The sequence below is a fragment of the Beijerinckia mobilis genome (assembly GCF_000745425.1).
Classification (GTDB): domain Bacteria; phylum Pseudomonadota; class Alphaproteobacteria; order Rhizobiales; family Beijerinckiaceae; genus Beijerinckia; species Beijerinckia mobilis.
This window is the reverse complement of the sequence record NZ_JQJH01000002.1, coordinates 76,958-98,325: the sequence shown is the minus strand read 5'-3', so window position 1 is coordinate 98,325 and position 21,368 is coordinate 76,958. Positions and strand designations below refer to the sequence as shown.

Annotated in this window: 22 protein-coding genes; 11 read left to right on the top strand and 11 right to left on the bottom strand. The window is 59.6% G+C overall.

All coding sequences use genetic code 11. The annotated features are described in order from the left end of the window. Positions 1–49 precede the first annotated feature (49 nt). Both DL88_RS02650 and DL88_RS02645 read right to left on the bottom strand, forming a co-directional pair. A complete protein-coding gene (locus DL88_RS02650; RefSeq protein ID WP_051955510.1) occupies positions 50–481 on the bottom strand; it encodes an FxsA family protein in 432 nt (143 codons plus the stop codon). 24 nt (positions 482–505) lie between these two features. Further along, a complete protein-coding gene (locus DL88_RS02645) occupies positions 506–727 on the bottom strand; it encodes a hypothetical protein (RefSeq protein WP_034991422.1) in 222 nt (73 codons plus the stop codon). Between the two features lie 149 nt (positions 728–876). On the opposite strand from DL88_RS02645, the gene DL88_RS02640 reads away from it, so the two are divergent. The 5 genes from DL88_RS02640 to DL88_RS02620 all read left to right on the top strand — a co-directional run bounded on the left by DL88_RS02640 (position 877) and on the right by DL88_RS02620 (position 4,472). Then, on the top strand, positions 877–1,653 hold the full coding sequence (locus tag DL88_RS02640) for a Tim44/TimA family putative adaptor protein (protein ID WP_169741525.1): 777 nt from the start codon (positions 877–879) through the stop codon (positions 1,651–1,653). Between the two features lie 158 nt (positions 1,654–1,811). Next, positions 1,812–3,071 carry a murein transglycosylase A gene (mltA, locus tag DL88_RS02635; protein ID WP_034991421.1) on the top strand — a complete coding sequence of 420 codons (1,260 nt, stop codon included), beginning with the start codon at positions 1,812–1,814 and terminating at the stop codon, positions 3,069–3,071. Continuing rightward, positions 3,068–3,685: a Smr/MutS family protein gene (locus DL88_RS02630; protein WP_034991420.1), complete on the top strand. Its 618-nt coding sequence runs from the start codon at positions 3,068–3,070 to the stop codon at positions 3,683–3,685. Before mltA ends, DL88_RS02630 begins: the two co-directional genes overlap by 4 nt. Further along, positions 3,682–4,041, top strand: a complete 360-nt coding sequence (locus tag DL88_RS02625) for a helix-turn-helix domain-containing protein (protein ID WP_034991418.1) — start codon at positions 3,682–3,684, stop codon at positions 4,039–4,041. The genes DL88_RS02630 and DL88_RS02625 overlap by 4 nt, the downstream gene beginning before the upstream one ends. Positions 4,042–4,058: 17 nt before the next feature. Beyond that, positions 4,059–4,472, top strand: coding sequence for a metallopeptidase family protein (locus tag DL88_RS02620; protein WP_034991417.1), 414 nt, complete (start codon positions 4,059–4,061; stop codon positions 4,470–4,472). Between the two features lie 38 nt (positions 4,473–4,510). On the opposite strand, the gene DL88_RS02615 is transcribed toward DL88_RS02620, so the two are convergent. The 4 genes from DL88_RS02615 to purL form a co-directional block, all read right to left on the bottom strand. After that, positions 4,511–5,518: a WD40 repeat domain-containing protein gene (locus DL88_RS02615; RefSeq protein WP_034991416.1), complete on the bottom strand. Its 1,008-nt coding sequence runs from the start codon at positions 5,516–5,518 to the stop codon at positions 4,511–4,513. A 207-nt stretch (positions 5,519–5,725) separates the two neighbouring features. Further along, positions 5,726–6,067: a Grx4 family monothiol glutaredoxin gene (gene grxD / locus DL88_RS02610; protein WP_034991415.1), complete on the bottom strand. Its 342-nt coding sequence runs from the start codon at positions 6,065–6,067 to the stop codon at positions 5,726–5,728. 265 nt (positions 6,068–6,332) lie between these two features. Then, positions 6,333–6,566 (bottom strand): BolA/IbaG family iron-sulfur metabolism protein, encoded by a 234-nt coding sequence (locus DL88_RS02605; RefSeq protein ID WP_034991414.1) that lies wholly within the window; start codon positions 6,564–6,566, stop codon positions 6,333–6,335. A gap of 355 nt (positions 6,567–6,921) precedes the next feature. Next, the gene (purL, locus tag DL88_RS02600) at positions 6,922–9,144 is read right to left on the bottom strand and encodes a phosphoribosylformylglycinamidine synthase subunit PurL (protein ID WP_034991413.1); all 2,223 of its coding nucleotides are present in this window, start codon (positions 9,142–9,144) and stop codon (positions 6,922–6,924) included. 186 nt (positions 9,145–9,330) lie between these two features. Between purL and DL88_RS02595 the strand changes: the two genes are divergently transcribed. Next, on the top strand, positions 9,331–10,137 hold the full coding sequence (locus DL88_RS02595; RefSeq protein ID WP_034991412.1) for a hypothetical protein: 807 nt from the start codon (positions 9,331–9,333) through the stop codon (positions 10,135–10,137). Between the two features lie 32 nt (positions 10,138–10,169). Here the strand turns inward: DL88_RS02595 and purQ are convergent, their stop codons facing one another. The 3 genes from purQ to purC all read right to left on the bottom strand — a co-directional run bounded on the left by purQ (position 10,170) and on the right by purC (position 12,202). Then, positions 10,170–10,859, bottom strand: a complete 690-nt coding sequence (purQ, locus tag DL88_RS02590) for a phosphoribosylformylglycinamidine synthase subunit PurQ (RefSeq protein ID WP_034991411.1) — start codon at positions 10,857–10,859, stop codon at positions 10,170–10,172. Positions 10,860–11,055: 196 nt separating this feature from the next. Beyond that, a complete protein-coding gene (purS, locus tag DL88_RS02585; RefSeq protein WP_034991410.1) occupies positions 11,056–11,304 on the bottom strand; it encodes a phosphoribosylformylglycinamidine synthase subunit PurS in 249 nt (82 codons plus the stop codon). 103 nt (positions 11,305–11,407) lie between these two features. After that, entirely contained in the window at positions 11,408–12,202 is a 795-nt protein-coding gene (gene purC, locus DL88_RS02580; RefSeq protein WP_034991409.1) for a phosphoribosylaminoimidazolesuccinocarboxamide synthase, read from the bottom strand. 479 nt (positions 12,203–12,681) lie between these two features. On the opposite strand from purC, the gene DL88_RS02575 reads away from it, so the two are divergent. The 5 genes from DL88_RS02575 (at position 12,682) to DL88_RS02555 (ending at position 19,820) form a co-directional block, all read left to right on the top strand. Further along, positions 12,682–13,059 (top strand): DUF1476 domain-containing protein, encoded by a 378-nt coding sequence (locus DL88_RS02575; RefSeq protein ID WP_051955508.1) that lies wholly within the window; start codon positions 12,682–12,684, stop codon positions 13,057–13,059. A gap of 108 nt (positions 13,060–13,167) precedes the next feature. Further along, complete coding sequence (locus DL88_RS02570) at positions 13,168–14,148, top strand: tyrosine recombinase XerC (RefSeq protein WP_034991407.1); 981 nt, start codon at positions 13,168–13,170, stop codon at positions 14,146–14,148. A gap of 66 nt (positions 14,149–14,214) precedes the next feature. Next, positions 14,215–16,017: a translation elongation factor 4 gene (gene lepA / locus DL88_RS02565; protein WP_034991406.1), complete on the top strand. Its 1,803-nt coding sequence runs from the start codon at positions 14,215–14,217 to the stop codon at positions 16,015–16,017. Position 16,018: 1 nt separating this feature from the next. Further along, entirely contained in the window at positions 16,019–16,975 is a 957-nt protein-coding gene (gshB, locus tag DL88_RS02560) for a glutathione synthase (protein WP_034991405.1), read from the top strand. Positions 16,976–16,988: 13 nt separating this feature from the next. Further along, positions 16,989–19,820, top strand: a complete 2,832-nt coding sequence (locus DL88_RS02555) for a [protein-PII] uridylyltransferase (protein WP_034991991.1) — start codon at positions 16,989–16,991, stop codon at positions 19,818–19,820. 8 nt (positions 19,821–19,828) lie between these two features. Here the strand turns inward: DL88_RS02555 and DL88_RS02550 are convergent, their stop codons facing one another. Both DL88_RS02550 and DL88_RS02545 read right to left on the bottom strand, forming a co-directional pair. Beyond that, positions 19,829–20,314, bottom strand: a complete 486-nt coding sequence (locus DL88_RS02550) for a DoxX family protein (RefSeq protein WP_051955507.1) — start codon at positions 20,312–20,314, stop codon at positions 19,829–19,831. Between the two features lie 178 nt (positions 20,315–20,492). Next, entirely contained in the window at positions 20,493–21,284 is a 792-nt protein-coding gene (locus DL88_RS02545; protein WP_034991404.1) for an HvfC/BufC N-terminal domain-containing protein, read from the bottom strand. Between the last annotated feature and the right edge of the window lie 84 nt (positions 21,285–21,368).

Sequence of the window (21,368 nt, the reverse complement as noted above, 5' to 3'; positions counted from 1 at the left end):
AATACTCTAGGTCGTCGGGCCACATCGGTGTCCCGAGCATTTCAACCAATTACTCCTTTCGCGTCCATTCGTCCGGAGACAATTCGATCGTCGGTGGATTCTCCCGCGAACCGCGCTTATTGCCGAACTTGCCGAATTGCAGCCGCTCCGTGACGAAGGTGCGGATGGTCGGTGCAATCAGGGCGAGGCCGACGAGATCGGAGACGAAGCCCGGCAGAATCATGAGCAGCGAGCCAAGCGCCGCGAGCGAGCCGTCGAACAAAGCCTCGCGAGACAGGGATTCGCGCGCGCGCATGCCTTCCTGAAAACCCATGCTTGCCGTCATGCCGAGACGCCGCAGCACCACGAAACCCACGAGGCTCGTCAACAGGCCGAACAGAATGGCGCCGCTCAGGCCTGCGACATAGACCACCAGCAGAAACACCAGGATTTCGCTGCCGAGCCAGAGGGCGAGGAACAGGAACAAAGGATTGAAAGGCATAGCTCAGGAGATCCGCATCAGGATTTACCGCTTAGAGCGTTTGGATATATCCAAAACGCTCCACTCAAGAACAAGAGCATTTTCATCGGCCTGAAATCGCAAGGCAATTCCAGGCCGATGAAAATGCTTCGGGCCGGAAAATCGTCGCTTCCCGCCAAACAGCGATTGAATTCCTATATGATCGGCCAGACGCCCGCGCGCAATATGCCGCTTTGCCGAACCGCCGGACGGGATCAGGCTTTCCATCGCAGAAGGTCCCGCTGGGGGGGTGCAAAAATGTCTATATCGGTTTTATGAAGCCACTCGCGCGGAATTTTGTGATGAAGCCGCTCGCACGGCACGCCGGATCGACCCGCCGGCAGCGAACGGCTCCCCTCAGGGTTTTGGACCCCTTGATGATGAATGAACAACCCTTCGATATGTCGATCGTCATTTTCGCCCTGCTCGCGGCTTTTCTGATCTGGAAGCTGCGCTCCGTTCTCGGCACGCGTAATGATAATGAACGACCGGGCGGCGGGCCGGCCATGCCTGGACGCTGGTCGGCAGGCTATTCCCAAAAACCTCGATCGGATGCGCCGGCTGGCAATGGCCAGTCAAGCGATTCCACCGCCTTCCGCCGCCGCTCAGCGCCGGCCAATGGCAGCGCACCGGACCAGAGGGAGAATGAAGGGGCAAGCAACGCCCCGCGCGACTGGAGCGCCTTTATCGCGCCTGGCGCGGCCGCTGCCCCCGGCCTTGATGCGATCGCTGCCGCCGATCCGGCTTTCGAGCCCCGCGCCTTCATCGAAGGCGCACGCGCCGCTTACGAGATGATCGTCAATGCTTTCGCGAAAGGACAGCGCGACGTTCTCGCCCCATTGCTGACGCCAGACGTCTTCGCCGGGTTCAACGGGGCCATTACCGAGCGGGAAAAACACGGACGGACAATCGATTTCACCTTCGTCTCGCTCGATTCGGCGAAGATCACGGAGGCCGCGCTCGTCGAGAATCATGCCGAGATCACCTTGCGTTACGAGGCCAAGATGATCAAAGTGACGCGTGACGCGCAGGGCAATGTGGTCGATGGCTCACCGGATCATGTCGTGGATGCCCACGAACTCTGGACCTTCGAGCGGCCAGTCGACGCGCGGGATCCGAACTGGAAACTGGCCGCGACGAAAAGCGAAGACTGATGAACGGAAGGGTAGGGGCGCCCCGTCGCCTCCGCTTTCCCGCCGATCAGGCTCTTGCTTGCCTTAATTCCCTTGCCTCGCCCTTCGCATCCGCCGCTGGCTCTAAGAGCCAACGCGGCGGGCTCCTAGCCTCTCTCAACCATGGCGCAGATTGCAGCATGATGGCCGCTTCGCCCAATCCGGCGTCACGTCCGATGGACGAAGCTTTTGCTCCCGCCTTCACCGCGCGGGAACTATCTTTTTCCGCCTTACCCGGCTTCGATGACGACGATTTCAGCGTTGCCTTTCGCGTCTTCGTCACTCATGCCAAAGCGGCTCTGAATGCTCTTGCGCCATTGCGGCCCGCGAGATCCGCACCGCGCAGCTTGCAGGATCTCTTTCTCAAGGCGGCATCGCTCGACGTAGCGGCTGATCCGCACGGCGCCCGCGCCTTTTTCACTGATCATTTTCGACCGTTTCTCATTCTTCCACGTGGAGGTTCCGAAGCCAATAGCGGCTTCTTCACCGGCTATTACGAGCCGGTGGTCGCGGCCTCGCTGACACCAAGCCCGGATTTTCCGGCGGCTATCCTCGGACGTCCGGACGATCTCATCGCCCTGCCGCATGATCACCCTTCCGGTTTCGCCGCACGCCGCGCGACGGGAAATGGCACTTTCGAACCCTATCCCGACCGCGCCGCCATCGCCAAGGGCGCGCTGGCAAATCATGCAGTCCCCGTGGCCTATGTTCGCGATGAGGCGGAAGCCTTTCTGATCCATGTGCAGGGCTCGGCGCGATTGGAATTGCCTGATGGCTCGGCGGCGCGGCTCGTCTACGCCGGTCGCAACGGGCGTCCCTACCGGTCGATCGGACGCATTCTGATCGAACGCGGGGATATCGCGCCGGAAGCCATGTCTCTTTCCGCATTGAAAGGCTGGATTCGGGCGCATGGGCAAAAGCCGGGCGAAGCCGGCCTCGCTCTGCTCCATGAAAATCCATCCTATATTTTCTTTCGGCTCGAGCGTTTCGGATTGATCGGGAAACGCTCCACTCAAGACAACCAGGGCATTTTCACAGAAACGGGATTGCCATCGGAAAATACTTTGGAGCCCGCCACGCGAGAAGGACCGATTGGCGGCGCTGGCCTGTCGCTCACACCCTTGCGCTCGATCGCCATCGACCGATCCTTGTGGCCCTATGGCACACCGATCTGGGTCGATGCGGAGTTTCCCTGGGATGCTTCTCTCGGTGCCGATCCGCCGCCGACGCCCTTCCGACGGCTGATGATCGCCGAGGATACGGGATCAGCCATCATCGGACCGGCACGCGCCGATCTGTTCATGGGATCGGGCGCAGCGGCCGGAGACCTCGCGGGACGGCTCCGCCATTCTGGCCATTTCATTGTGCTGTGGCCGCATGGCGAAGAGATCGAGCCATGAAGAAGGATCCGCCCCGGCGCCGCCACCGGGCCCTGACCGACGAGGAAATCTCGCTGTGGCATCACGTCGCCCGCTCGGTCGTCCCGCTGCCGGAATCGAGCCTGCCCGCCCTGCTGCGCAAGCAGGAAGATCCGGACGAATCCGAGAAGCCGAAACCGGAACCGCCTGCCGCACCTGCCCCGCCAAAGCAGGAGACTCGGCGAAAACCTCCCCTGCCGGCTCCCGCATCGCTCGATCCGAAGACGCGGCAGAAATTGTCGCGCGGCAAGCTCGCACCGGAACGCTCTCTCGACCTGCACGGCCTGTTCCAGCAACAGGCTTTCGCCGCCCTGCGCCGTTTTCTCGTCACGGCGCAGCAGGATGGCGTGCGGCTCGTCCTCGTCGTTACCGGCAAAGGCGAAAACAAGAGCGAAAATAAAGGGATTGATCTGGACCGGGAAACCGGGGTGCTCAGGCGCAGCGTTCCGCTCTGGCTTAGCGGGCCTGAATTGCGTGCGCTGGTCGTCGGTTTCGAGGCGGCGGGACGCCATCATGGCGGCGGCGGCGCGCTCTATATCCGCTTGCGCCGTCTCGACCGGCCAGTGCGACCAAACAGAAAGGATGGCCCGCGATGACCCCTTTCGGCGAGAAATTGCGGGAATTGCGGGCGGCGCGCAACATGAGCCTGAAAGCCATGGCGGCGGCGCTCGACGTCTCGCCCGCCTATCTCTCGGCGCTGGAACACGGCAAGCGCGGACAGCCGACCTATATTTTCGTCCAGCGCACAATTGCTTTCTTCAACATCATCTGGGACGAAGCCGAAGAATTGATGCGTCTCGCCCAGCTCTCGAATCCACGCGTCGTCATCGATACGGCGGGCCTCAGTCCCCGCGCGACCGAACTCGCCAACCGCCTCGCGCGGCAGGTGTCCCGGCTCGATGAGGACCAGCTCGCAGCCCTGCTCGAGCGACTGCCGCGTGAAGGCGGATAGATCGATCCGGAGGAAGAATGTCCGACGCCATCAACTGGAGCGCTTTACGCGCGCCAAGCCTCGCCGATATCGAGCGCCTTGCGGATGCGGCCTTCGCCTCTCTGCCGGAGACTTTTCGCAGCCTTTGCACCGATATCGTCGTCCGGGTCGAGGATTTCCCCGATGAGGAAACGCTCGACGCCATGGGCTGCGAAAGCGAATTCGATCTTCTCGGCCTCTTTACCGGCCTCGGCCTCGCCCAGCACGGGCAACGTGCCATGACCGGGCAGATGCCCAATCTGATCTTTCTCTATCGCCGCCCGCTGCTCGACTATTGGGCCGATCACGAGGATTCGCTCGGCGCGCTCGTCACCCATGTGCTGGTGCATGAGATCGGCCACCATTTCGGCCTGTCGGATGCGGATATGGAGCGGATCGAGAACGAGGCGTGAGTAGGCATTTCCATTCACGCCCCATCTCGCACGCCCCATCACGCCGGCAGATTGAGCAGCCCCGTCACGCCATTCTCCAGGCCGAACAGCAATCTTTGCCCGGCGTCGTCCCAGGTGAGCGCGGTGACCGCCGATTCAGCGCCATCGCGCACCGCATGCACGACGATTTCCGCCCCGTCGGCCAGACGCACTAGCAGGACCCAACCATCTTCATAGCCGATGGCGACGATCGGATCGCGCGGATGAAAGGCAACGCGCGAGACATTGGCGTTGCGCGCCCCGCATTCCTGCGGGGCCTTGTTCATCGGCCCGTCCTTGTCCTTGAACGGCCAGACGACGCAGGCATTGGCGCCGGAGGTGGCGAGCCATTGGCCATCATGCGACCAGGAGAGCGAGCGCACCTTCGAAGGATAGCCGCTCATGCGCATATTGCCCTTGTCGCTCAGACGCCAGCCATGCAGATCGTTTTCCTGCATGGTGGTGATGAGAAAACGGCCATCGGGCGAGAAGCTGATGTCGAGATGCGAGCCTTTCCATTCGCAGCGTTCGGGCTCCGCCGCCGTATTGGGAAACCACAGGCTCGCGCCATTGTAATGCGCCATGGCGAGCCTGTAGCCCTTCGGCGCGAAAGCCAGACCGCGCACGGTCGAGGGCGCATCCACGGTTTTGACGGCGCCTTTCGCATCCCGGCAATAGACTGTCTTGCCGGTCGACCAGGCAAAGGCGCCATCCTCGCGCCCGGTCAGAGCATCGATCCATCGGCCCTTATGCGCCGAAATTTCCTCCGTCACACCGGCCGTCGTGGTGCGCACCACCCGCCCATCGTCGCCTCCGGTGAGAATGACCTTGCCGATACGGCGGGCGGCGAGAATGCCGGCGCCCGGATGTGCATCAATGCGCCGCGTCTGCGCATCATCGCGCAACAGGATCTGTCCCTCATTGAGGACGAAGGCGATCAGGGGACCGACGAAGAAAGCATCGACGAGCGCTTCGCCGATTTCGCCGAGAACGACATTCTGGGTGAGGGAATTAGGGGAAGGAGCCATGCAATCGATACGGAAGGAGAACGCAACCCTTGGGACAAAGGCCCGGAGGAGCAGGCTTATCCCGGAACGCGAAAATTGACACGCGATTTCTGCACGGCAAGCGCCAAAGCGCAAGAGAGCGGAACAAAAAGGGCTCCGGCCAATCCGGAGCCCTGACGAGAGCTGATGCGCGAAGAATATGCAGGCCCCGAGCCGAGGCCAGAGCGATCAAGCCTTGGTCGGCTGCTTGCAGTCGATGCCCTTGCTGGCGAGGAGCTGGGCGAGTTCGCCCGACTGGAACATTTCGCGGGTGATGTCGCAGCCGCCGATGAATTCGCCCTTGACATAGAGCTGGGGAATCGTCGGCCAGCTGGAGAAATCCTTGATGCCCTGACGGATCTCGTCGTTCTCGAGGCAGTTCACATGTTCGTAGTTGACGTCCATATAGCCGAGAATCTGGACGAGCTGGCCGGAAAAGCCGCATTGCGGGAAATTCGGCGTGCCCTTCATGAAGAGGACGACGTCGTTCTTGTCGACGATGGACTTGATGAGATCGGAAACGGCAGACATGGCGGTCCTTTCTGAAGAAGATTTTGAGAGATCACCCGATGCGTGGAAGACAGAACGAACTGGCGACGCACCAGGCGATTGAATCGATGAGCGCGGCTCTGAAACGCCGCTAAAGCATTTTCCCTTTACGTTGAATCGCTCTGCGATTTCGTGCCTTTGAAAATGCTTTACTTTCTTGAGTGAAGCATTTCTGGATATATCCGAAATGCTTTAGGCTCTGATTTTCGCGTGCAACATTCCGGCTAGACCGGAAAGGCTCTCATGCCTATTTCGGCGCATAGGTGGTGAGCTGCAAGGCATGCAGCTGGCCACCCATATTGCCACCAAGCGCCTTGTAGACGATCTGATGCTGCTGCAGCTTGGTCTTGCCGGTGAATTCCGAGGAAATCACGATCGCGGCGTAATGATCCTTGTCGCCGGCCAGATCGGTGATCTGGATTTTGGCGTCCGGAATTCCTTCCTTGATGAGGCGTTCGATTTCAGATTGTTCCATGGGCATGATGGAAATGACCTCGCAGGCTTTGCTTTTCCGCTCGACCGAACCGGCCGGAATGCTGGTTTGTCGATACGATGCTGACGATCAGCGAACAGTTCATCCCTGTCTCATCGATCACGCGTGAGTATAATCAATGAGGCTCGGCGTGAGAGCCGCCACCCGCCAGTCGCGGCACCAATCGTTCGAAAGCGGACTTCGAAAAGCGACCTCCGCCTCTCGAAACCCTCTCCGGCTTTTAGAATCGCATATATGCAAGAAGCGGGCAAATTGAAACGTCCCGCCTCCGTTTTCGGCCCGGCTTCGACTTTTGGATCATCAGGCCGGGGCCACGGCTGAAATCTAAAAGTATCGGCAAACTTTAAAAAGTTCGCTTCGCCATCAACTCCGGCAGGAAGGAGTCGAATCTCTCGCGCAAGGCGTCGAGCCCGACGCTCGCCACCTCGCCGAACGCCAATATGGAGCTCCCCGTCGTTCCGATCAATTGGCAGGGAATGCCCTGCGCCTCGGCCTCGAGGCGAATGGCTTCGGCCTTTTCCGGCAGGGCGGTCGCCAGATAGCGCGCCTGATCTTCGCCGAAAAGAAAGGCATGGGCCGGCAGCGATTCCGGCAGTTCGATGCGGGCGCCGATACCACCCGCGAGCGCCATTTTGGCGAGCCCCAAGGCAAGGCCACCGTCGCTCAGCGTGTGAACCGCCGTCAGGGCGCGGTTTTCGATCAGCCCGCGCAGAAAATCGCCATGCCGCCGTTCAACCGCAAGATCGACCGGAGGCGGAGCCCCTTCCTCGCGGCCGCAGAGATCCCGCAAATAGACCGACGCGCCGAGCCAGCCATGTGTCTCGCCAAACAGGAGAATGGCGTCACCCGGCCGCTTGATGGCAAGGGTCGCGCCGCGGCTCGCGTCTTCGAGCAGACCGACGCCGCCGATGGCCGGGGTCGGAGGAATGTCCTGCCCCTCGCTCGCATTGTAAAGCGAGACATTGCCGGAAACGATCGGGAAATCGAGCGCCCGGCAAGCCTCACCGATGCCTTCGAGACAGCCGATGAACTGACCCATGACATGCGGATTTTCAGGATTGCCGAAATTCAGATTATCGGTGACGGCAAGCGGTGTCGCCCCGACCGCTGTCAGATTGCGCCAGGCGAGCGCCACCGCCTGCTTGCCGCCTTCATAAGGGTCCGCCTCGCAATAACGCTGCGTGACATCGGCGGTGAGCGCCAGGCCCTTTGGCCCGTCGCCGAGGCGGATCAGCGCCGCGTCGCCGCCGGGATCCTGTGTCGCGGGCCCCTGGATCGTATTGCCGAGGATGAGCGAATCATATTGCTCGGTGATCCAGCGTTTCGAGGCGAGATCGGCGCTACCAATAAGGCGCAGCAAGGCCTCGTTATGCGGCAATGGCGCCGCCACGGTCTCGGGCGCGAGTGGCGCGGCCTTCGGTGTCGGCACCGAGGGACGGTCATAGACCGGCGCCTCGTCGCCCAGTTCCTTGATCGGCAGATCGGCCTTCACCTCGCCATGGTGACGGATGACGAAACGCGGCTCGGCGATGGTCTTGCCGATGATCGCGAAATCGAGCCCCCATTTGCGGAAAATCGCCTCGGCCTCAGCCTCCTTGTCGGGGGCCAGCACCATGAGCATGCGCTCCTGGCTTTCGGACAGAAGCATTTCATAGGCGCTCATGCCGGGCTCGCGGCAGGGCACGGCATCGAGATCGAGTGCAATGCCGAGATTGCCCTTGGCGCCCATTTCCACCGCCGAGGACGTGAGACCCGCAGCCCCCATATCCTGAATGGCAATGACCGCGCCGGTGCGCATCAGTTCGAGACAGGCTTCAAGCAACAGCTTTTCGGCGAAAGGATCGCCGACCTGCACGGTCGGGCGCTTTTCCTGCGCATCGGCCTCGAAAGCGGCCGAGGCCATGGTCGCGCCATGAATGCCGTCGCGGCCGGTTTTGGAGCCGAGATAGACGATCGGATTGCCGATTCCGGTCGCCTTGGCATAGAAAATCTCGTCTCGCCGGGCGATACCGACGGCCATGGCATTGACGAGAATATTGCCGTTGTAGCGGCGATCGAATTTGGTCGAACCGCCGACGGTCGGCACACCGAAACTATTGCCATAGGAGCCGATGCCGCTCGCAACACCCGCGATCAGATGGCGCATCAGCGGATGGTCCGGCGCACCAAAGCGCAACAGATCGAGCGTCGCCACGGGGCGCGCGCCCATGGTGAAGACATCGCGTAAAATCCCGCCTACCCCGGTCGCCGCGCCCTGATGCGGTTCGATATAGGAGGGATGGTTGTGGCTCTCCATCTTGAAGATGCAGGCGAGCCCGTCGCCAATATCGATGACGCCGGCATTTTCACCCGGCCCCTGGATGACCCAGGGCGCCTTGGTCGGCAATTTGCGCAGATGGATGCGTGAGGATTTGTAGGAACAATGCTCGTTCCACATGGCCGAGAAAATGCCAAGCTCGGTGAAGCTCGGTTCGCGGCCGATAAGCGCGAGAAGCCGCTGATATTCGTCGGGCTTCAGGCCATGCGCAGCGACGAGTTCCGGCGTTATTCGCCCTGAATGATGCATCACGATTCATTACCTGCCTAATTTTTGTTATCCGCCCCATCAAACTTTACAATAGAAAATATTCGGGGTATCTTTAATTGTTGAATTAATACTTTTTTTGTTAAAAAAACAAATATTTACTTCGCCCTACAACGCAATCTACAAATTAACATTTCCAATCATAACTATTATACGGGAGCTTTTCAAATGCCTTTTGAGGGATTTATAAAACCACTACTGGAAAAACTTATCGAATTTTTAAAATATAAAATTATCGTTTCTATAATTTTTGGTTTGTTATTTTCGTTTATTTTAACATCCTTAGTTGGATTTATGTTAGGCTTACTAAGCATCGACGGCGGGCATTGGATCACTCACAGCTATAGTGCCGGATCATTTTGGGCCAATGGCGCTCTAGCAGCATTTCTCGTATTGTCGTTTTGTGCAATCACTATCATAATTTATGTTTCTATTAGGGTCCAGGGTGAAGATTTTCTCCACCCAATTAGACTTAAACTCTTAGGTGTCAGAGAACTAAAAGCTAAAACGTGGAAACATAACTCTGATGGCACATGGACGCAAGAATTTGTCACACACAACATTATATTCACCATGGACCTAAATAACAAACTAACAGCAACTTTACAGATAAGAGAAAGCGACCTTTTCACCGACTGTAATATGCAGACAAGTATCGTTCATATAAATCGCGAAACTGCTCCATTTTACAAATTATATGTTCTTTTTTTTGCAACTATGCAGCTTAAAGAAGAGATTAAGCACTACTTCGGCAGCGAAGAAATTAGCTCTACGATGCTATTTATACTGAAGTTCGAATATGCGAGGGGTCACGATATTGCGCGCTTTGATGGATATTGGTTTGATGTCGAAAATGTCATTTACCGCCTAATGGTTAATAGCACTGATAACAATGCAACAACACAATTAGCAAACCTATTGAACCATGGCGTTCAAAATTACAAAAATAAGTGTGAAGTAGGCGTGCGCCTTTGACTATTAAATTAATCTTTTGTTTGCTCTAAAATTTATCCATACTGAGAAAGACTCTGGAACAGAGGCAGGCCGTCCGTACCGCCGATGATCGGCTCGATGAGATTTTCCGGATGCGGCATCAGACCGAGCACGTTGAATTTATCCGAATAGATGCCGGCAATATCGTTCAGCGAGCCGTTCGGATTGGCCGCTCCGCCGATTTGCCCGCGTGCGTCGCAATAGCGGAAGGCGATACGGCCGTCGCCTTCGAGCCGCGCCAGCGTATGGTCATCCGTGACATAATTGCCTTCGCCATGGGCAATGGCCACCTTGATGACCTGCCCCGCTTTATATTGAGCGGTAAAGGGCGTATCGGCACGTTCGACGGAGAGATGTTGCATGCGGCAGATGAAGCGCAGATCGGCATTGCGCATCAAAATGCCGGGCAGGAGACCGCTCTCGACGAGAATCTGGAAACCGTTGCAGATGCCGAGCACAAGGCCGCCACGCGCCGCATGCTCGGCCACCGCCCGCATGATCGGTGAATGCGCCGCCATGGCGCCGCAGCGCAAATAATCGCCATAGGAGAATCCTCCCGGCAGGACGACGAGATCGGTGCCCGGCGGCAGTGTGTCCTCGCCGTGCCAGATGAGCCGGGGCGCCTTGCCGCTGGCATGTTCCAGCGCGCGGCAGACGTCCTTCTCGCGATTCGAACCGGGAAAAAGAATAACGGCAGCGTTCATCGACAATCCGTTCAACGGCAGACTCGCGCGGCCGAAACCACGATTGATCTGCTTGTTTCAAAGCAAATCGCTGCTGCCAGGAAATAAGATGCTCCCGCTTCCTTAGAGCCTTTTCGGTTCAAAGGGAATCACCGCGCGATTTCCCCTTTCGAAAAAGCCTCATTTTCAAGCAGCAGGCTGGAAAAACCCGGATCGCTCAGCGATCGGTCAGGATCTCGATGCGGAAATCCTCGACCACCTGATTGGCGAGGAGTTTGCGGCAGGCCTCCTCCAGCAATTCCTCAGCGGCGCCGACCAGCGTTTCGGACAATTCAATGTCGAAAATCTTGCCTTGCCGCACGCTTTCGATGCCGTGCAGCCCCTGCGCGAGCAGCGCGCCCTCGATGGCCTTACCCTGCGGATCGAGAATGCCTTTGCGCAAAGTGACGGTGACGCGGGCTTTCATGGCACTTTCCAGAGACGGCGGTTTCCAGAGAAAACAGGGCGGAGAGCATGCTCTCCGCCCGAAACCAAGCTTGCCGGGAGTTATTACCCGGCAGCAGGACAATTTACTGAACGAGCTTGGGTCCGCTCGCGCGGGGCTGCTCGCTCTCCGGCAGGATTCCGAGCCGGCGCGCGACTTCCGTATAGGCCTCGACGAGGCCACCGAGATCACGGCGGAAACGGTCCTTGTCCAGTTTGTCGTTGGATTTGATATCCCAAAGACGGCAGGAGTCCGGGGAAATCTCGTCGGCGACGACGATCCGCATCATGTCGCCTTCCCACAAGCGGCCACATTCCATCTTGAAATCGACGAGGCGGATGCCGACGCCGAGGAACAGGCCAGTGAGGAAATCATTGACGCGGATGGCGAGCGCCATGATGTCGTCGATTTCCTGGGGGCTCGCCCAGCCGAAGGCCGTGACGTGTTCCTCAGAAACCATCGGATCGTTCAGCTCGTCATTCTTGTAATAGAATTCGATGATCGAGCGCGGCAGCTGGGTGCCTTCCTCGATGCCGAGACGGGTCGAGAGGGAACCGGCGGCGACATTGCGCACGACGACCTCAAGCGGCACGATCTCGACTTCGCGGATCAATTGCTCGCGCATGTTGAGGCGGCGGATGAAATGGGTGGGGACGCCGATATCGTTGAGGTTCTGGAAGATGAACTCGGAGATCCGGTTGTTCAACACCCCTTTTCCGTCGATCACCTCATGTTTCTTGGCATTGAACGCGGTTGCGTCGTCCTTGAAATGCTGGATGAGCGTACCGGGTTCGGGTCCTTCATAGAGGACCTTGGCCTTGCCTTCATAAATGCGCCGGCGGCGATTCATTGGGATTAACCGTGGCTTGAGATGATCCATGGGTGACCGTGGCTCCTTTGAGATCCAGTGCCCCCGGCGAATTCGGCCTGCTGCATCGCACCGCAGGACCGTTCGGGAGCGGCAAAGGCTTTGCTTCTGTCGCCACGATGCGACGGTCCTAGCTTTTTCCGCTTCGGGAAACAACCCGGACGCGCAAAACGCCAAACCGTCATCCGTGCCGGCGGCCAAGCCTGGCAGCCAATCCTCAGGCTGCGGGAGTGACTCTCCTTCCTGGTCCAGACGGTTTTTCGAGTGCGCGCATACCGACGCTTTCTTCCCCTAGCAGAGAATGGTTCAGGAATACAGGAAGAAATAGGCCCCTATCCTGCCACCCGATGCTTGCGCGGCGCTTGCATCCCGACGGTTCAGGCGCCCGCCCGGTTGCCAGTTCTCATTCTGGAAGCTTAGTTTCTCGTGCTCTCGTCTAAATCCGGTTAAAGTGGGCACGAAAGAATTAACAGGCTGGATATGGGTTTTTCATGACAGATTTCGACGCGGAATTCGAAGCCAAGCTCAAGCATGACGAAGAGCTGAAGTTCAAGGCCAATGTCCGCCGCAACAAATGGCTCGGCGCCTGGGCTGCCGAACTGCTCGGCAAGTCCGAGGTGGAAAGCGAGGATTATATCGTCGAGGTCATCGCCTGCGATCTCGACGAGGATGGCGAGGATGAGATCGTCAAAATGCTCGTCCGTGATTTCGCCGCTGGCGGCCGGTCGGAAGGCGAAAGCGAAGTGCGCGCGCAAATGCTCCGCTTTTTCGAGGAAGCAGTGGCCGAGATCAAGGCCATCGCCGCCGAGGCCAAGGAAAACAGCCCGGATTACGTGCCGCCTCTCCTTCCCGACATGCCGGAGGATTGAAGCGTACCAGCGCAGCGCCGGAACCATGCGGAGGTCGGGCGGGGAGGGAGAAGAGTCATCGATAATATTTAAGTGGAAAATTCACGATTGCCAGAGCAGGCTCGCCGCATGACCCAATCCGCGCCCGAACCCTCGCTCGTTTTCGCCCCCGCCCGAGCCGATCTCGCGGCGGCGGCTCAAGTCTGGCTCCTGCATCTTTCCGGCGAACGCCGTGTCTCGGCGCTCACGTGCGAGGCTTATGCGCGCGATCTGCGGCAGTTTCTGGCTTTTCTCGCTGATCATTTCGGCGGCCCGCCCGATTTTGCCACTTATGCGGCGCTGACGCCTGCCGATCTGCGCGCCTTTCTCACTTCCCGCCGCAACAAGGGCACCGGCAGCCGCTCGCTCGCTCGCCAGCTTGCGGGGCTGCGCTCCTTTGTCCGGTTCCTCGAACGTGAGGGCATGGGTGAAGGAAAGATCAAGGCGCAGATCTTCAGCGCGGTGCGCACACCGACACTCGCCCGCAGCCTGCCGAAACCGCTCAATCCGCAGGCCGCCTGCGCTCTGGTCGATGCGGAAAACCGCCCCGAAACCGAGCAGCCCGCCTGGATTCTGGCGCGCGATGCCGCAGTACTCGGCCTGCTCTATGGCGCCGGCCTGCGCATTTCCGAGGCTTTGTCGTTGACGCGGCGCGAGGCCCCGACCGGTACGACCGACAGTCTGACCATCACCGGCAAAGGCCGCAAGACGCGCATGGTGCCGATCATCAAGCCGGTCCGGCGTGGCGTCGAAAGCTATCTCGCGCTCTGCCCCTATCCGCTGCCGCAGGAAGGACCACTGTTTCTCGGCGCCAAGGGGGGCCCGCTGTCGCCGCGCATCATCCAGCTCGTCGTCGAACGAATGCGCGGTGCGCTCGGCCTGCCGGCGAGCGCCACGCCCCATGCTTTGCGCCATTCCTTCGCCACCCACCTGCTCGGACGCGGCGGCGATCTCCGCGCGATCCAGGAATTGCTCGGTCACGCATCGCTCTCGACGACGCAGCTTTATACGGCGGTCGATCAGGCACGGCTGCTCGACGCCTATCGCGCGGCGCATCCACGGGGACGATAAGCTGCCACCCGCAATCGCGTCGCAGACTCCTTCCCTTCCGCCCCTCCTGCTGCTATCTCAAGCCGCATGAGCACGCCGATCGACTCCATCCGCAATTTCTCCATCGTCGCCCATATCGACCATGGCAAATCGACCCTCGCCGACCGCCTGATCCAGCAGACGGGCACTCTGGCCGAACGCGAAATGGTGGAGCAGGTGCTCGATTCCATGGATATCGAGCGCGAGCGCGGCATTACCATCAAGGCGCAGACCGTGCGGCTCGAATATCGCGCCAGCGACGGCAAGCTCTACGTCCTGAACCTCATGGACACGCCCGGCCATGTCGACTTCGCCTATGAAGTCTCGCGCTCTCTCGCCGCCTGCGAAGGCTCGCTCCTCGTGGTCGATGCCAGCCAGGGCGTCGAGGCGCAGACGCTCGCCAATGTCTATCATGCGCTCGATGCCGGCCACGAAATCGTCCCCGTTCTCAACAAGATCGACCTGCCTGCCGCCGAGCCCGACCGCATCAAACAGCAGATCGAGGATGTGATCGGCCTCGATGCCTCGAACGCCGTCCTCATTTCGGCCAAGACCGGGCTCGGCATCGAGGAAGTACTCGAAGCCATCGTCACCCGCCTGCCGCCGCCGAAAGGCGACCGCGAAGCGCCGCTCAAGGCGCTGCTCGTCGATTCCTGGTATGATGCCTATCTCGGCGTGGTGGTGCTGGTGCGCATCATCGACGGCACCTTGAAGAAGCATCAGAAAATTCAGATGCTGGGCGCCGGCGCGCATTACGAGGTCGACCGCATCGGTGTGTTCCGCCCCAAAATGCAGGATGTCGCCGAGCTCGGCCCCGGCGAGGTGGGTTTCATCACCGCGCAGATCAAGCAGGTGGCCGATACGCGCGTCGGCGATACGATCACCGATGAGAAGCGCCCCTGCACCGAGGCCCTGCCGGGCTTCAAGCCGGCCCAGCCGGTGGTTTTTTGCGGCCTGTTTCCGGTCGATGCCGCCGATTTCGACGACCTGCGCGCCGCCATGGGCAAGTTGCGGCTGAATGATGCGAGCTTTTCCTATGAGATGGAAAGTTCCGCCGCGCTCGGCTTCGGCTTCCGCTGCGGCTTTCTTGGCCTGCTGCATCTCGAAATTATCCAGGAGCGGCTGGAGCGCGAGTTCAATCTCGATCTCATCGCCACCGCGCCCTCCGTGGTCTACCGCATCGTGTTGCGCAGCGGCGAGACGATCGAGCTGCACAATCCCGCCGATATGCCCGATCCGACCCTAATCGAGGCGATCGAGGAGCCGTGGATTCGCGCCACCATCCTCACCCCGGATGATTATCTCGGCGCGGTCCTGAAACTCTGCCAGGAGCGGCGCGGCCTGCAGGTCGATCTCTCCTATGTCGGCAAGCGCGCCATGGCGACCTATGATCTGCCACTCAATGAAGTGGTGTTCGATTTCTACGACCGGTTGAAATCGATCTCCAAAGGTTATGCGAGCTTCGATTACAACATCACCGATTATCGCGCCGGCGATCTCGTCAAGATGCAGATCCTGGTCAATGCCGAGCCGGTCGATGCGCTCTCGATGCTAGTGCACCGCGACCGCGCCGACATGCGCGGGCGCGCCATGGTCGAGAAATTGAAAGAACTGATCCCGCCGCATATGTTCCAGATCCCGATCCAGGCGGCGATCGGCGGCAAGATCATCGCCCGCGAGACGGTGCGCGCGCTGCGCAAGGATGTGACCGCCAAATGCTATGGCGGCGACGCCACCCGCAAGCGCAAGCTTCTGGAGAAACAGAAAGCCGGTAAGAAAAAGATGCGGCAATTCGGCAAGGTCGAAATCCCGCAGGAAGCCTTCATCGCCGCCCTCAAGATGGATAGCTGAAATGACCCTGAACATCGCCGTGCAGATGGACCCGATCGAAAAGATCAAGATCGCCGGCGATTCGACCTTCGCCATGATGCTGGAAGCGGAACGGCGCGGCCACAAATTGTTTCATTATACGCCGGACACATTGTCTCTCGCCGGCACCGCTCTCGTCGCCAAGGCGGCGCCCATCAAGGTGCGGGATATCGAGGGCGATCATTTCACCCTCGGCGAAAAGGTCCGGCTCGATCTTTCGGCAATGGATGTGGTGCTTCTGCGCCAGGATCCGCCCTTTGATCTCGCCTATATCACCTCCACCCATCTCCTCGAGATGCTGGCGCCGCATGTCCTCGTCGTCAATGATCCCGCCAGCGTGCGCAATGCGCCGGAAAAACTCTTCGTCCTGCGCTTTCCGCAGCTGATGCCGGAAACGCTCATCACCCGCGACAGGGAAGAGATCGAGGCCTTTCGCCAGGCCCATGGCGAAATCGTCATGAAACCCCTGTTCGGCCATGGCGGCGCCTCGGTCTTCAAGGTGGCGGTCAAGGACCCGAATTTCGGCTCGCTGTTCGATCTTTTCGCCGATACGTTCCGCGAACCCTGGGTGGTGCAGCGTTTCCTGCCCAAGGTCAGCGAGGGCGACAAGCGCATCATCCTCATCGATGGCATTGCGGCGGCGGGCGTCAACCGCGTACCGGCGGAAAACGACATCCGCTCCAATATGGTGCGCGGCGGTGCGGCAGCCGCGACCGATCTCACCGGGCGCGAGCGGGAAATCTGCGAGACCATCGGTCCCGAATTGAAACGCCTTGGCTTGTTGTTCGTTGGTATAGACGTCATCGACGGCAATCTGACCGAAATCAATGTGACCTCACCAACCGGCATCCGCGCCATCAAGCGGGTCGGCGGCCCCGATCTCGCCGTCCTCTTCTGGGATGCTGTCGAAGCGAAACGCGCGCGATTCCGCGAGGAATGAAGAGCGACATATGATGAATGACCAGACGGTTCCGGTCCTGGAGCCCATGGAAACGGCGACACCGCCGGCCAAGCAGAAACGCGGGCGTTCCGCGCCGAAAATACGCGCCTTGTTCGACCGGACCCGCCTGCGCGACGAAATCGCAGCGCTGCATGAGTGCGCGGTGAACTGTGAACTTTGCCGAGAAAAGGTCGTCGCCCTCTTCCGGCAGGCTCTGGCCGATGGCAGGGCGCTGGCCCGCGCCGGGCTTGAGGCACGCGGTAGTGGCCTCGCCTGCGCCACCCAGCTCGCGCATATAGAAGATGAACTCATCCATGCCATACACGCCTATGTCGTGACCTATATCCACCGCCCGCCACATGCGCGGGCGGCACGGCTGGCCATTGCCGCCGTCGGCGGCTACGGCCGTGCGACACTCGCGCCCGGTTCCGACATCGATCTCCTTTTCCTCCTACCGGATGCCGACGAGATCGAGCTCGAATGGAATCAGCGCGTCGTTCAGGGCATTCTTTATCTTTTATGGGACATGCGGCAGAAGATCGGCTATTCGACCCGGCTTCTGTCCGAATGCCTGGAGCAGGCGCGCGACGACATGACCGTGCGCACCGCCCTGCTCGAGGCGCGCTTTCTGCTCGGCAACAAGAAATTGTTCGAGACGATGCGCCGCCGTTTCGACATGGAAATCGTCCGCAATACGGCGGCGGAATTCGTCTCCGCCAAGCTCGAGGAACGCGAGGCACGCATCGCCCGCGCCGGGCGTTCCCGCTTTCTGGTCGAGCCCAATGTCAAGGAAGGCAAAGGCGGCCTGCGCGATCTCAATACGCTGTACTGGATCGCCAAATATGTCTACCGCGTCCGCACGCCGGCGGAACTGGTCGGCGCCGGGCTGTTCTCGAAAGACGAATATCGACTGTTCTACCGCTGCGAGGAATTTCTCTGGCGGGTGCGCTGCCACCTCCATTTCCTGACTGGCCATGCGGAAGAGCGGCTGAGCTTCGATGTTCAGCCGATGATCGCCGACCGGCTCGGCTATTCGGAGCGCGGCGGTCTCGCTCAGGTCGAGCGGTTCATGCGGCATTATTTCCTGATCGCCAAGGATGTCGGCGATCTTACCGCCATCGTCTGCGCCGCGCTTGAGGAGCGCCAGGCCAAGCCGCAGGCGATGCTCGACCGCCAGGCACTGGTGGCTCCGCCACAGCGTGACGCCTCCATCATCGGCGATTTCGCCATCGAGACCAATAGAGTCACCGTTTCCGCGCCGGATGTCTTCGAGAAGGATCCGATCAATCTCATCCGCATCTTCTGGCTCGCCGACCGCAACGGCCTTGCTATTCATCCCGACGCCAAGCGGCTGGTCACCAAATCGCTGAAACGCATCGATTCACGGGTCCGCGAAAATCGCGAGGCGAACCGCCTGTTCATGGAGATCCTCACGTCGCGCAACACGCCGGAAATCGTGCTGCGGCAAATGAACGAAGCCGGAGTGCTTGGGCGTTTCATCGAGCCGTTCGGGCGTATTCTCGCGCTGATGCAGTTCAACATGTATCATCATTATACTGTTGACGAACATCTGTTGCGCGCTGTCGGCCATCTCGCCGATATCGAGAACCACCGGCGCGAGGATTTGCCTTTCGCCAGCCACGTCATGGCCTCGATCAGCAATCGCCGGGCGCTCTATCTCGCTTTGTTTCTGCACGATATCGGCAAGGGCCGGGAGGAAGACCATTCGCTCGCCGGCATCAAGGTGGCGCGCGAGCTCTGCCCGCGTCTCGGCCTGTCCGATGCCGAGACGGAAACCGTCGCTTGGCTCATCGAAAACCATCTTTTGATGTCCGACACGGCGCAAAGGCGCGATCTCAGCGACCGGCGCACGATCGAGACTTTCGCAGAGGCCGTGCAGACGATGGAACGGCTGAAAATGCTGTTCGTCCTCACCATCTGCGACATTCGCGCGGTCGGCCCCGGCGTCTGGAACAATTGGAAAGGGGAATTGCTGCGCACCCTCTTTTGGGAAACCGAGGTGGTGCTGACCGGCGGCCATTCGGCCCTGAAACGCAAGGGACGCATCGAGAAGAGCAAGGAGGAGCTTCGCCGCGCTTTGTCCTCCTGGACGGATGAGGATTTCGCAGATTATATCGTACGTCTCCCAGCCGCCTATTGGCTGAAGGTCGATCTGGCGCATAAGATCCTGCACGCAGAGCTTCTCACCATGTCCGAGACCGAAATGTCCGGCCCGCTGACGCATACATTGACGGATGCTCAGCGCGGCGTGACGGAACTGACGGTCATTGCCCCCGACCACCCCAACCTTCTGTCCTATATTGCCGGCGCCTGTGCTGCTTCCGGCGCCAATATCGTCGATGCGCAAGTGTTCACGACCACCGACAGTGTGGCGCTCGACACGATCACTTTGTCGCGCGCCTTCGATTTCGACGAGGATGAATTACGCAGGGCAAGCCGCATCGCCAGCGCCATCGAGCGTGCATTATCCGGCGAGATCAGGATGCGCGAAATCGTCGTCGCCAAAAGTCAGTCGAGCCCGCTGCGCCATCGCGGCAAGACCTTTCAGGTGCCACCCGATGTCACCATCAACAACAGCCTGTCCGGCCGCCATACCGTCATAGAGGTCTCAGGTCTCGATCGCACTGGTCTTCTCTACGATCTGACACGCATCCTCTCCCAGGCACTCCTCAATATCGGTTCCGCCCATATCGTGACTTTCGGCGAACGTGTCGTCGACGTGTTCTATGTCACCGATCTCAACGGCAACAAAATTACGTCACCGGCACGGCAACAGACTGTGCGTCGCCAGATCCTCAAAGCCTTCGCCCCCGCCACCTATTGAACACGTGGCTAAGCCCGACAGGTTTTGCGCCCGATCGCATGATCAAGCGAGATAACCCCTGGCCCCCGTGCGATGATGAGCAGGAAACAGGCGGCCCATGTGCCATGGGTCGGCCAGGCATCGGGATAGACGAAGATTTCGATGACGAGCGTCATGACAATCAGAGCGGCGGCGGAAAGCCGGCTTGCGAGCCCTATCACCAGCAGAACGGGAAACAGATGTTCCGCCAGAGCGGCGAGCTGCGCCGCAATTTGCGGCTCGATCAACGGCAGCCGGTATTCTTCGCGGAACAGGATGATGGCATTCTCGCTTACATGCCAGCCCTCGATTTTGGTCTGCCCCGATTGCCAGAAGACTGCGGCGGGAAACACCCGCGCCATCAGGGCGACGAGTGAATAGGGAATGATGTCACAGGCGGCGATCCCGTTTCGCCGCAACCGGCAAAACCAGTCGAAAGAGCCGCCCGGGCTCAAGGTCATAGGCGTGTCAATCATGCGAGCCTCCCGCGAATAGAAACATCTATAGAAACATCTTCGGATGGTTTCGAATACGCCCCTTATACACAGTCTCACTGATCCAAATTTGTTGGGGTCGGTGAGGTCCGGCGGAAAGCCGCCACCCCGCAATCGCGAGGACAAAAGGGCCATAGATCAATCGTATCTCCCTTTTGTATCAGGAAGCGGAATTGTTTTCGTGGTCGATGGCGAGAAGCGCGCCGGTCGAAACGAGACCCGCGAGATTTTCGGTCAGCGAGAATGCCGGCGTTTCCGTACTGGCAAGCATAGCGGCATCGGCGAAAGTCGCCCCGCTTACAAGCGCATGCAGAAACACTGCGCCACCCGGCGGCAGCAGGTGAACATGAACCGACAGGAAGGGTCGCACGATCAGGGCATCCTGCGCGTTCCATTCCTCGATGGGCGCCAAGGGTTCTTCCCCCGCATTCATCGCAAACAGAGTAACGATCGGGTGATCGGACGATAAAATCGTGACTGACGGGTGCAGACGAGCGCTCGATCGAGCGAAGGATTCCGCATCGTAACCCGCAAGATCGGCTCCCTTCAGCGGCGTAGCATCGGCGGCGTGATAGGCCTTGCGCCGCGCGAGTTCGAGCCGCATGACATCGGCAAGGTAGGGAAGCTCGGCAGCCTGAGGAAATTGCTCCACGAAGTCGGGGAAGTCCTCACCATAATCAAGCAGAGCCGGTGATAAAGGTGGCGCTTCCACAACAAAGAGCCGCGCCATCCCGGTCAGGAATTCCGCACCAACAATGTTGGCGGTGATCGGAAAGGCACTCGCAAGCGCCTCGGCAAGACCGGTGACGACATTGGTGCGGTGAATTGCGAAACGCCGCGCAGGTGACAATCCCGCCTCGGCCACAATGCCGCGAGGTACACTCCCATCCGTATTCAACAGAGCGCTGGCAAATTGCAATTGTATGCCTTGTGATTGTATGTAAGAATGCATGAGATGATTTCCGCTTAAAAATTTCACCTGAATGATTGCGTCTTGAGCGTCGAAACCTGGCGTAACAATCAACCTTCCCTGATC

Coding starts and splice junctions, on each gene's coding strand:
- purL (WP_034991413.1), bottom strand. CDS start 9,144: ATGCATCATTCAGGGCGAATAACGCCGGAACTCGTCGCTGCGCATGGC.
- DL88_RS02570 (WP_034991407.1), top strand. CDS start 13,168: ATGACCCAATCCGCGCCCGAACCCTCGCTCGTTTTCGCCCCCGCCCGA.
- purC (WP_034991409.1), bottom strand. CDS start 12,202: ATGGATCATCTCAAGCCACGGTTAATCCCAATGAATCGCCGCCGGCGC.
- DL88_RS02645 (WP_034991422.1), bottom strand. CDS start 727: ATGGAAAGCCTGATCCCGTCCGGCGGTTCGGCAAAGCGGCATATTGCG.
- lepA (WP_034991406.1), top strand. CDS start 14,215: ATGAGCACGCCGATCGACTCCATCCGCAATTTCTCCATCGTCGCCCAT.
- DL88_RS02550 (WP_051955507.1), bottom strand. CDS start 20,314: ATGATTGACACGCCTATGACCTTGAGCCCGGGCGGCTCTTTCGACTGG.
- DL88_RS02605 (WP_034991414.1), bottom strand. CDS start 6,566: ATGCCCATGGAACAATCTGAAATCGAACGCCTCATCAAGGAAGGAATT.
- mltA (WP_034991421.1), top strand. CDS start 1,812: ATGATGGCCGCTTCGCCCAATCCGGCGTCACGTCCGATGGACGAAGCT.
- gshB (WP_034991405.1), top strand. CDS start 16,019: ATGACCCTGAACATCGCCGTGCAGATGGACCCGATCGAAAAGATCAAG.
- purQ (WP_034991411.1), bottom strand. CDS start 10,859: ATGAACGCTGCCGTTATTCTTTTTCCCGGTTCGAATCGCGAGAAGGAC.
- DL88_RS02630 (WP_034991420.1), top strand. CDS start 3,068: ATGAAGAAGGATCCGCCCCGGCGCCGCCACCGGGCCCTGACCGACGAG.
- DL88_RS02625 (WP_034991418.1), top strand. CDS start 3,682: ATGACCCCTTTCGGCGAGAAATTGCGGGAATTGCGGGCGGCGCGCAAC.
- purS (WP_034991410.1), bottom strand. CDS start 11,304: ATGAAAGCCCGCGTCACCGTCACTTTGCGCAAAGGCATTCTCGATCCG.
- DL88_RS02620 (WP_034991417.1), top strand. CDS start 4,059: ATGTCCGACGCCATCAACTGGAGCGCTTTACGCGCGCCAAGCCTCGCC.
- DL88_RS02555 (WP_034991991.1), top strand. CDS start 16,989: ATGAATGACCAGACGGTTCCGGTCCTGGAGCCCATGGAAACGGCGACA.
- DL88_RS02640 (WP_169741525.1), top strand. CDS start 877: ATGATGAATGAACAACCCTTCGATATGTCGATCGTCATTTTCGCCCTG.
- DL88_RS02545 (WP_034991404.1), bottom strand. CDS start 21,284: ATGCATTCTTACATACAATCACAAGGCATACAATTGCAATTTGCCAGC.
- DL88_RS02615 (WP_034991416.1), bottom strand. CDS start 5,518: ATGGCTCCTTCCCCTAATTCCCTCACCCAGAATGTCGTTCTCGGCGAA.
- DL88_RS02575 (WP_051955508.1), top strand. CDS start 12,682: ATGACAGATTTCGACGCGGAATTCGAAGCCAAGCTCAAGCATGACGAA.
- grxD (WP_034991415.1), bottom strand. CDS start 6,067: ATGTCTGCCGTTTCCGATCTCATCAAGTCCATCGTCGACAAGAACGAC.
- DL88_RS02595 (WP_034991412.1), top strand. CDS start 9,331: ATGCCTTTTGAGGGATTTATAAAACCACTACTGGAAAAACTTATCGAA.
- DL88_RS02650 (WP_051955510.1), bottom strand. CDS start 481: ATGCCTTTCAATCCTTTGTTCCTGTTCCTCGCCCTCTGGCTCGGCAGC.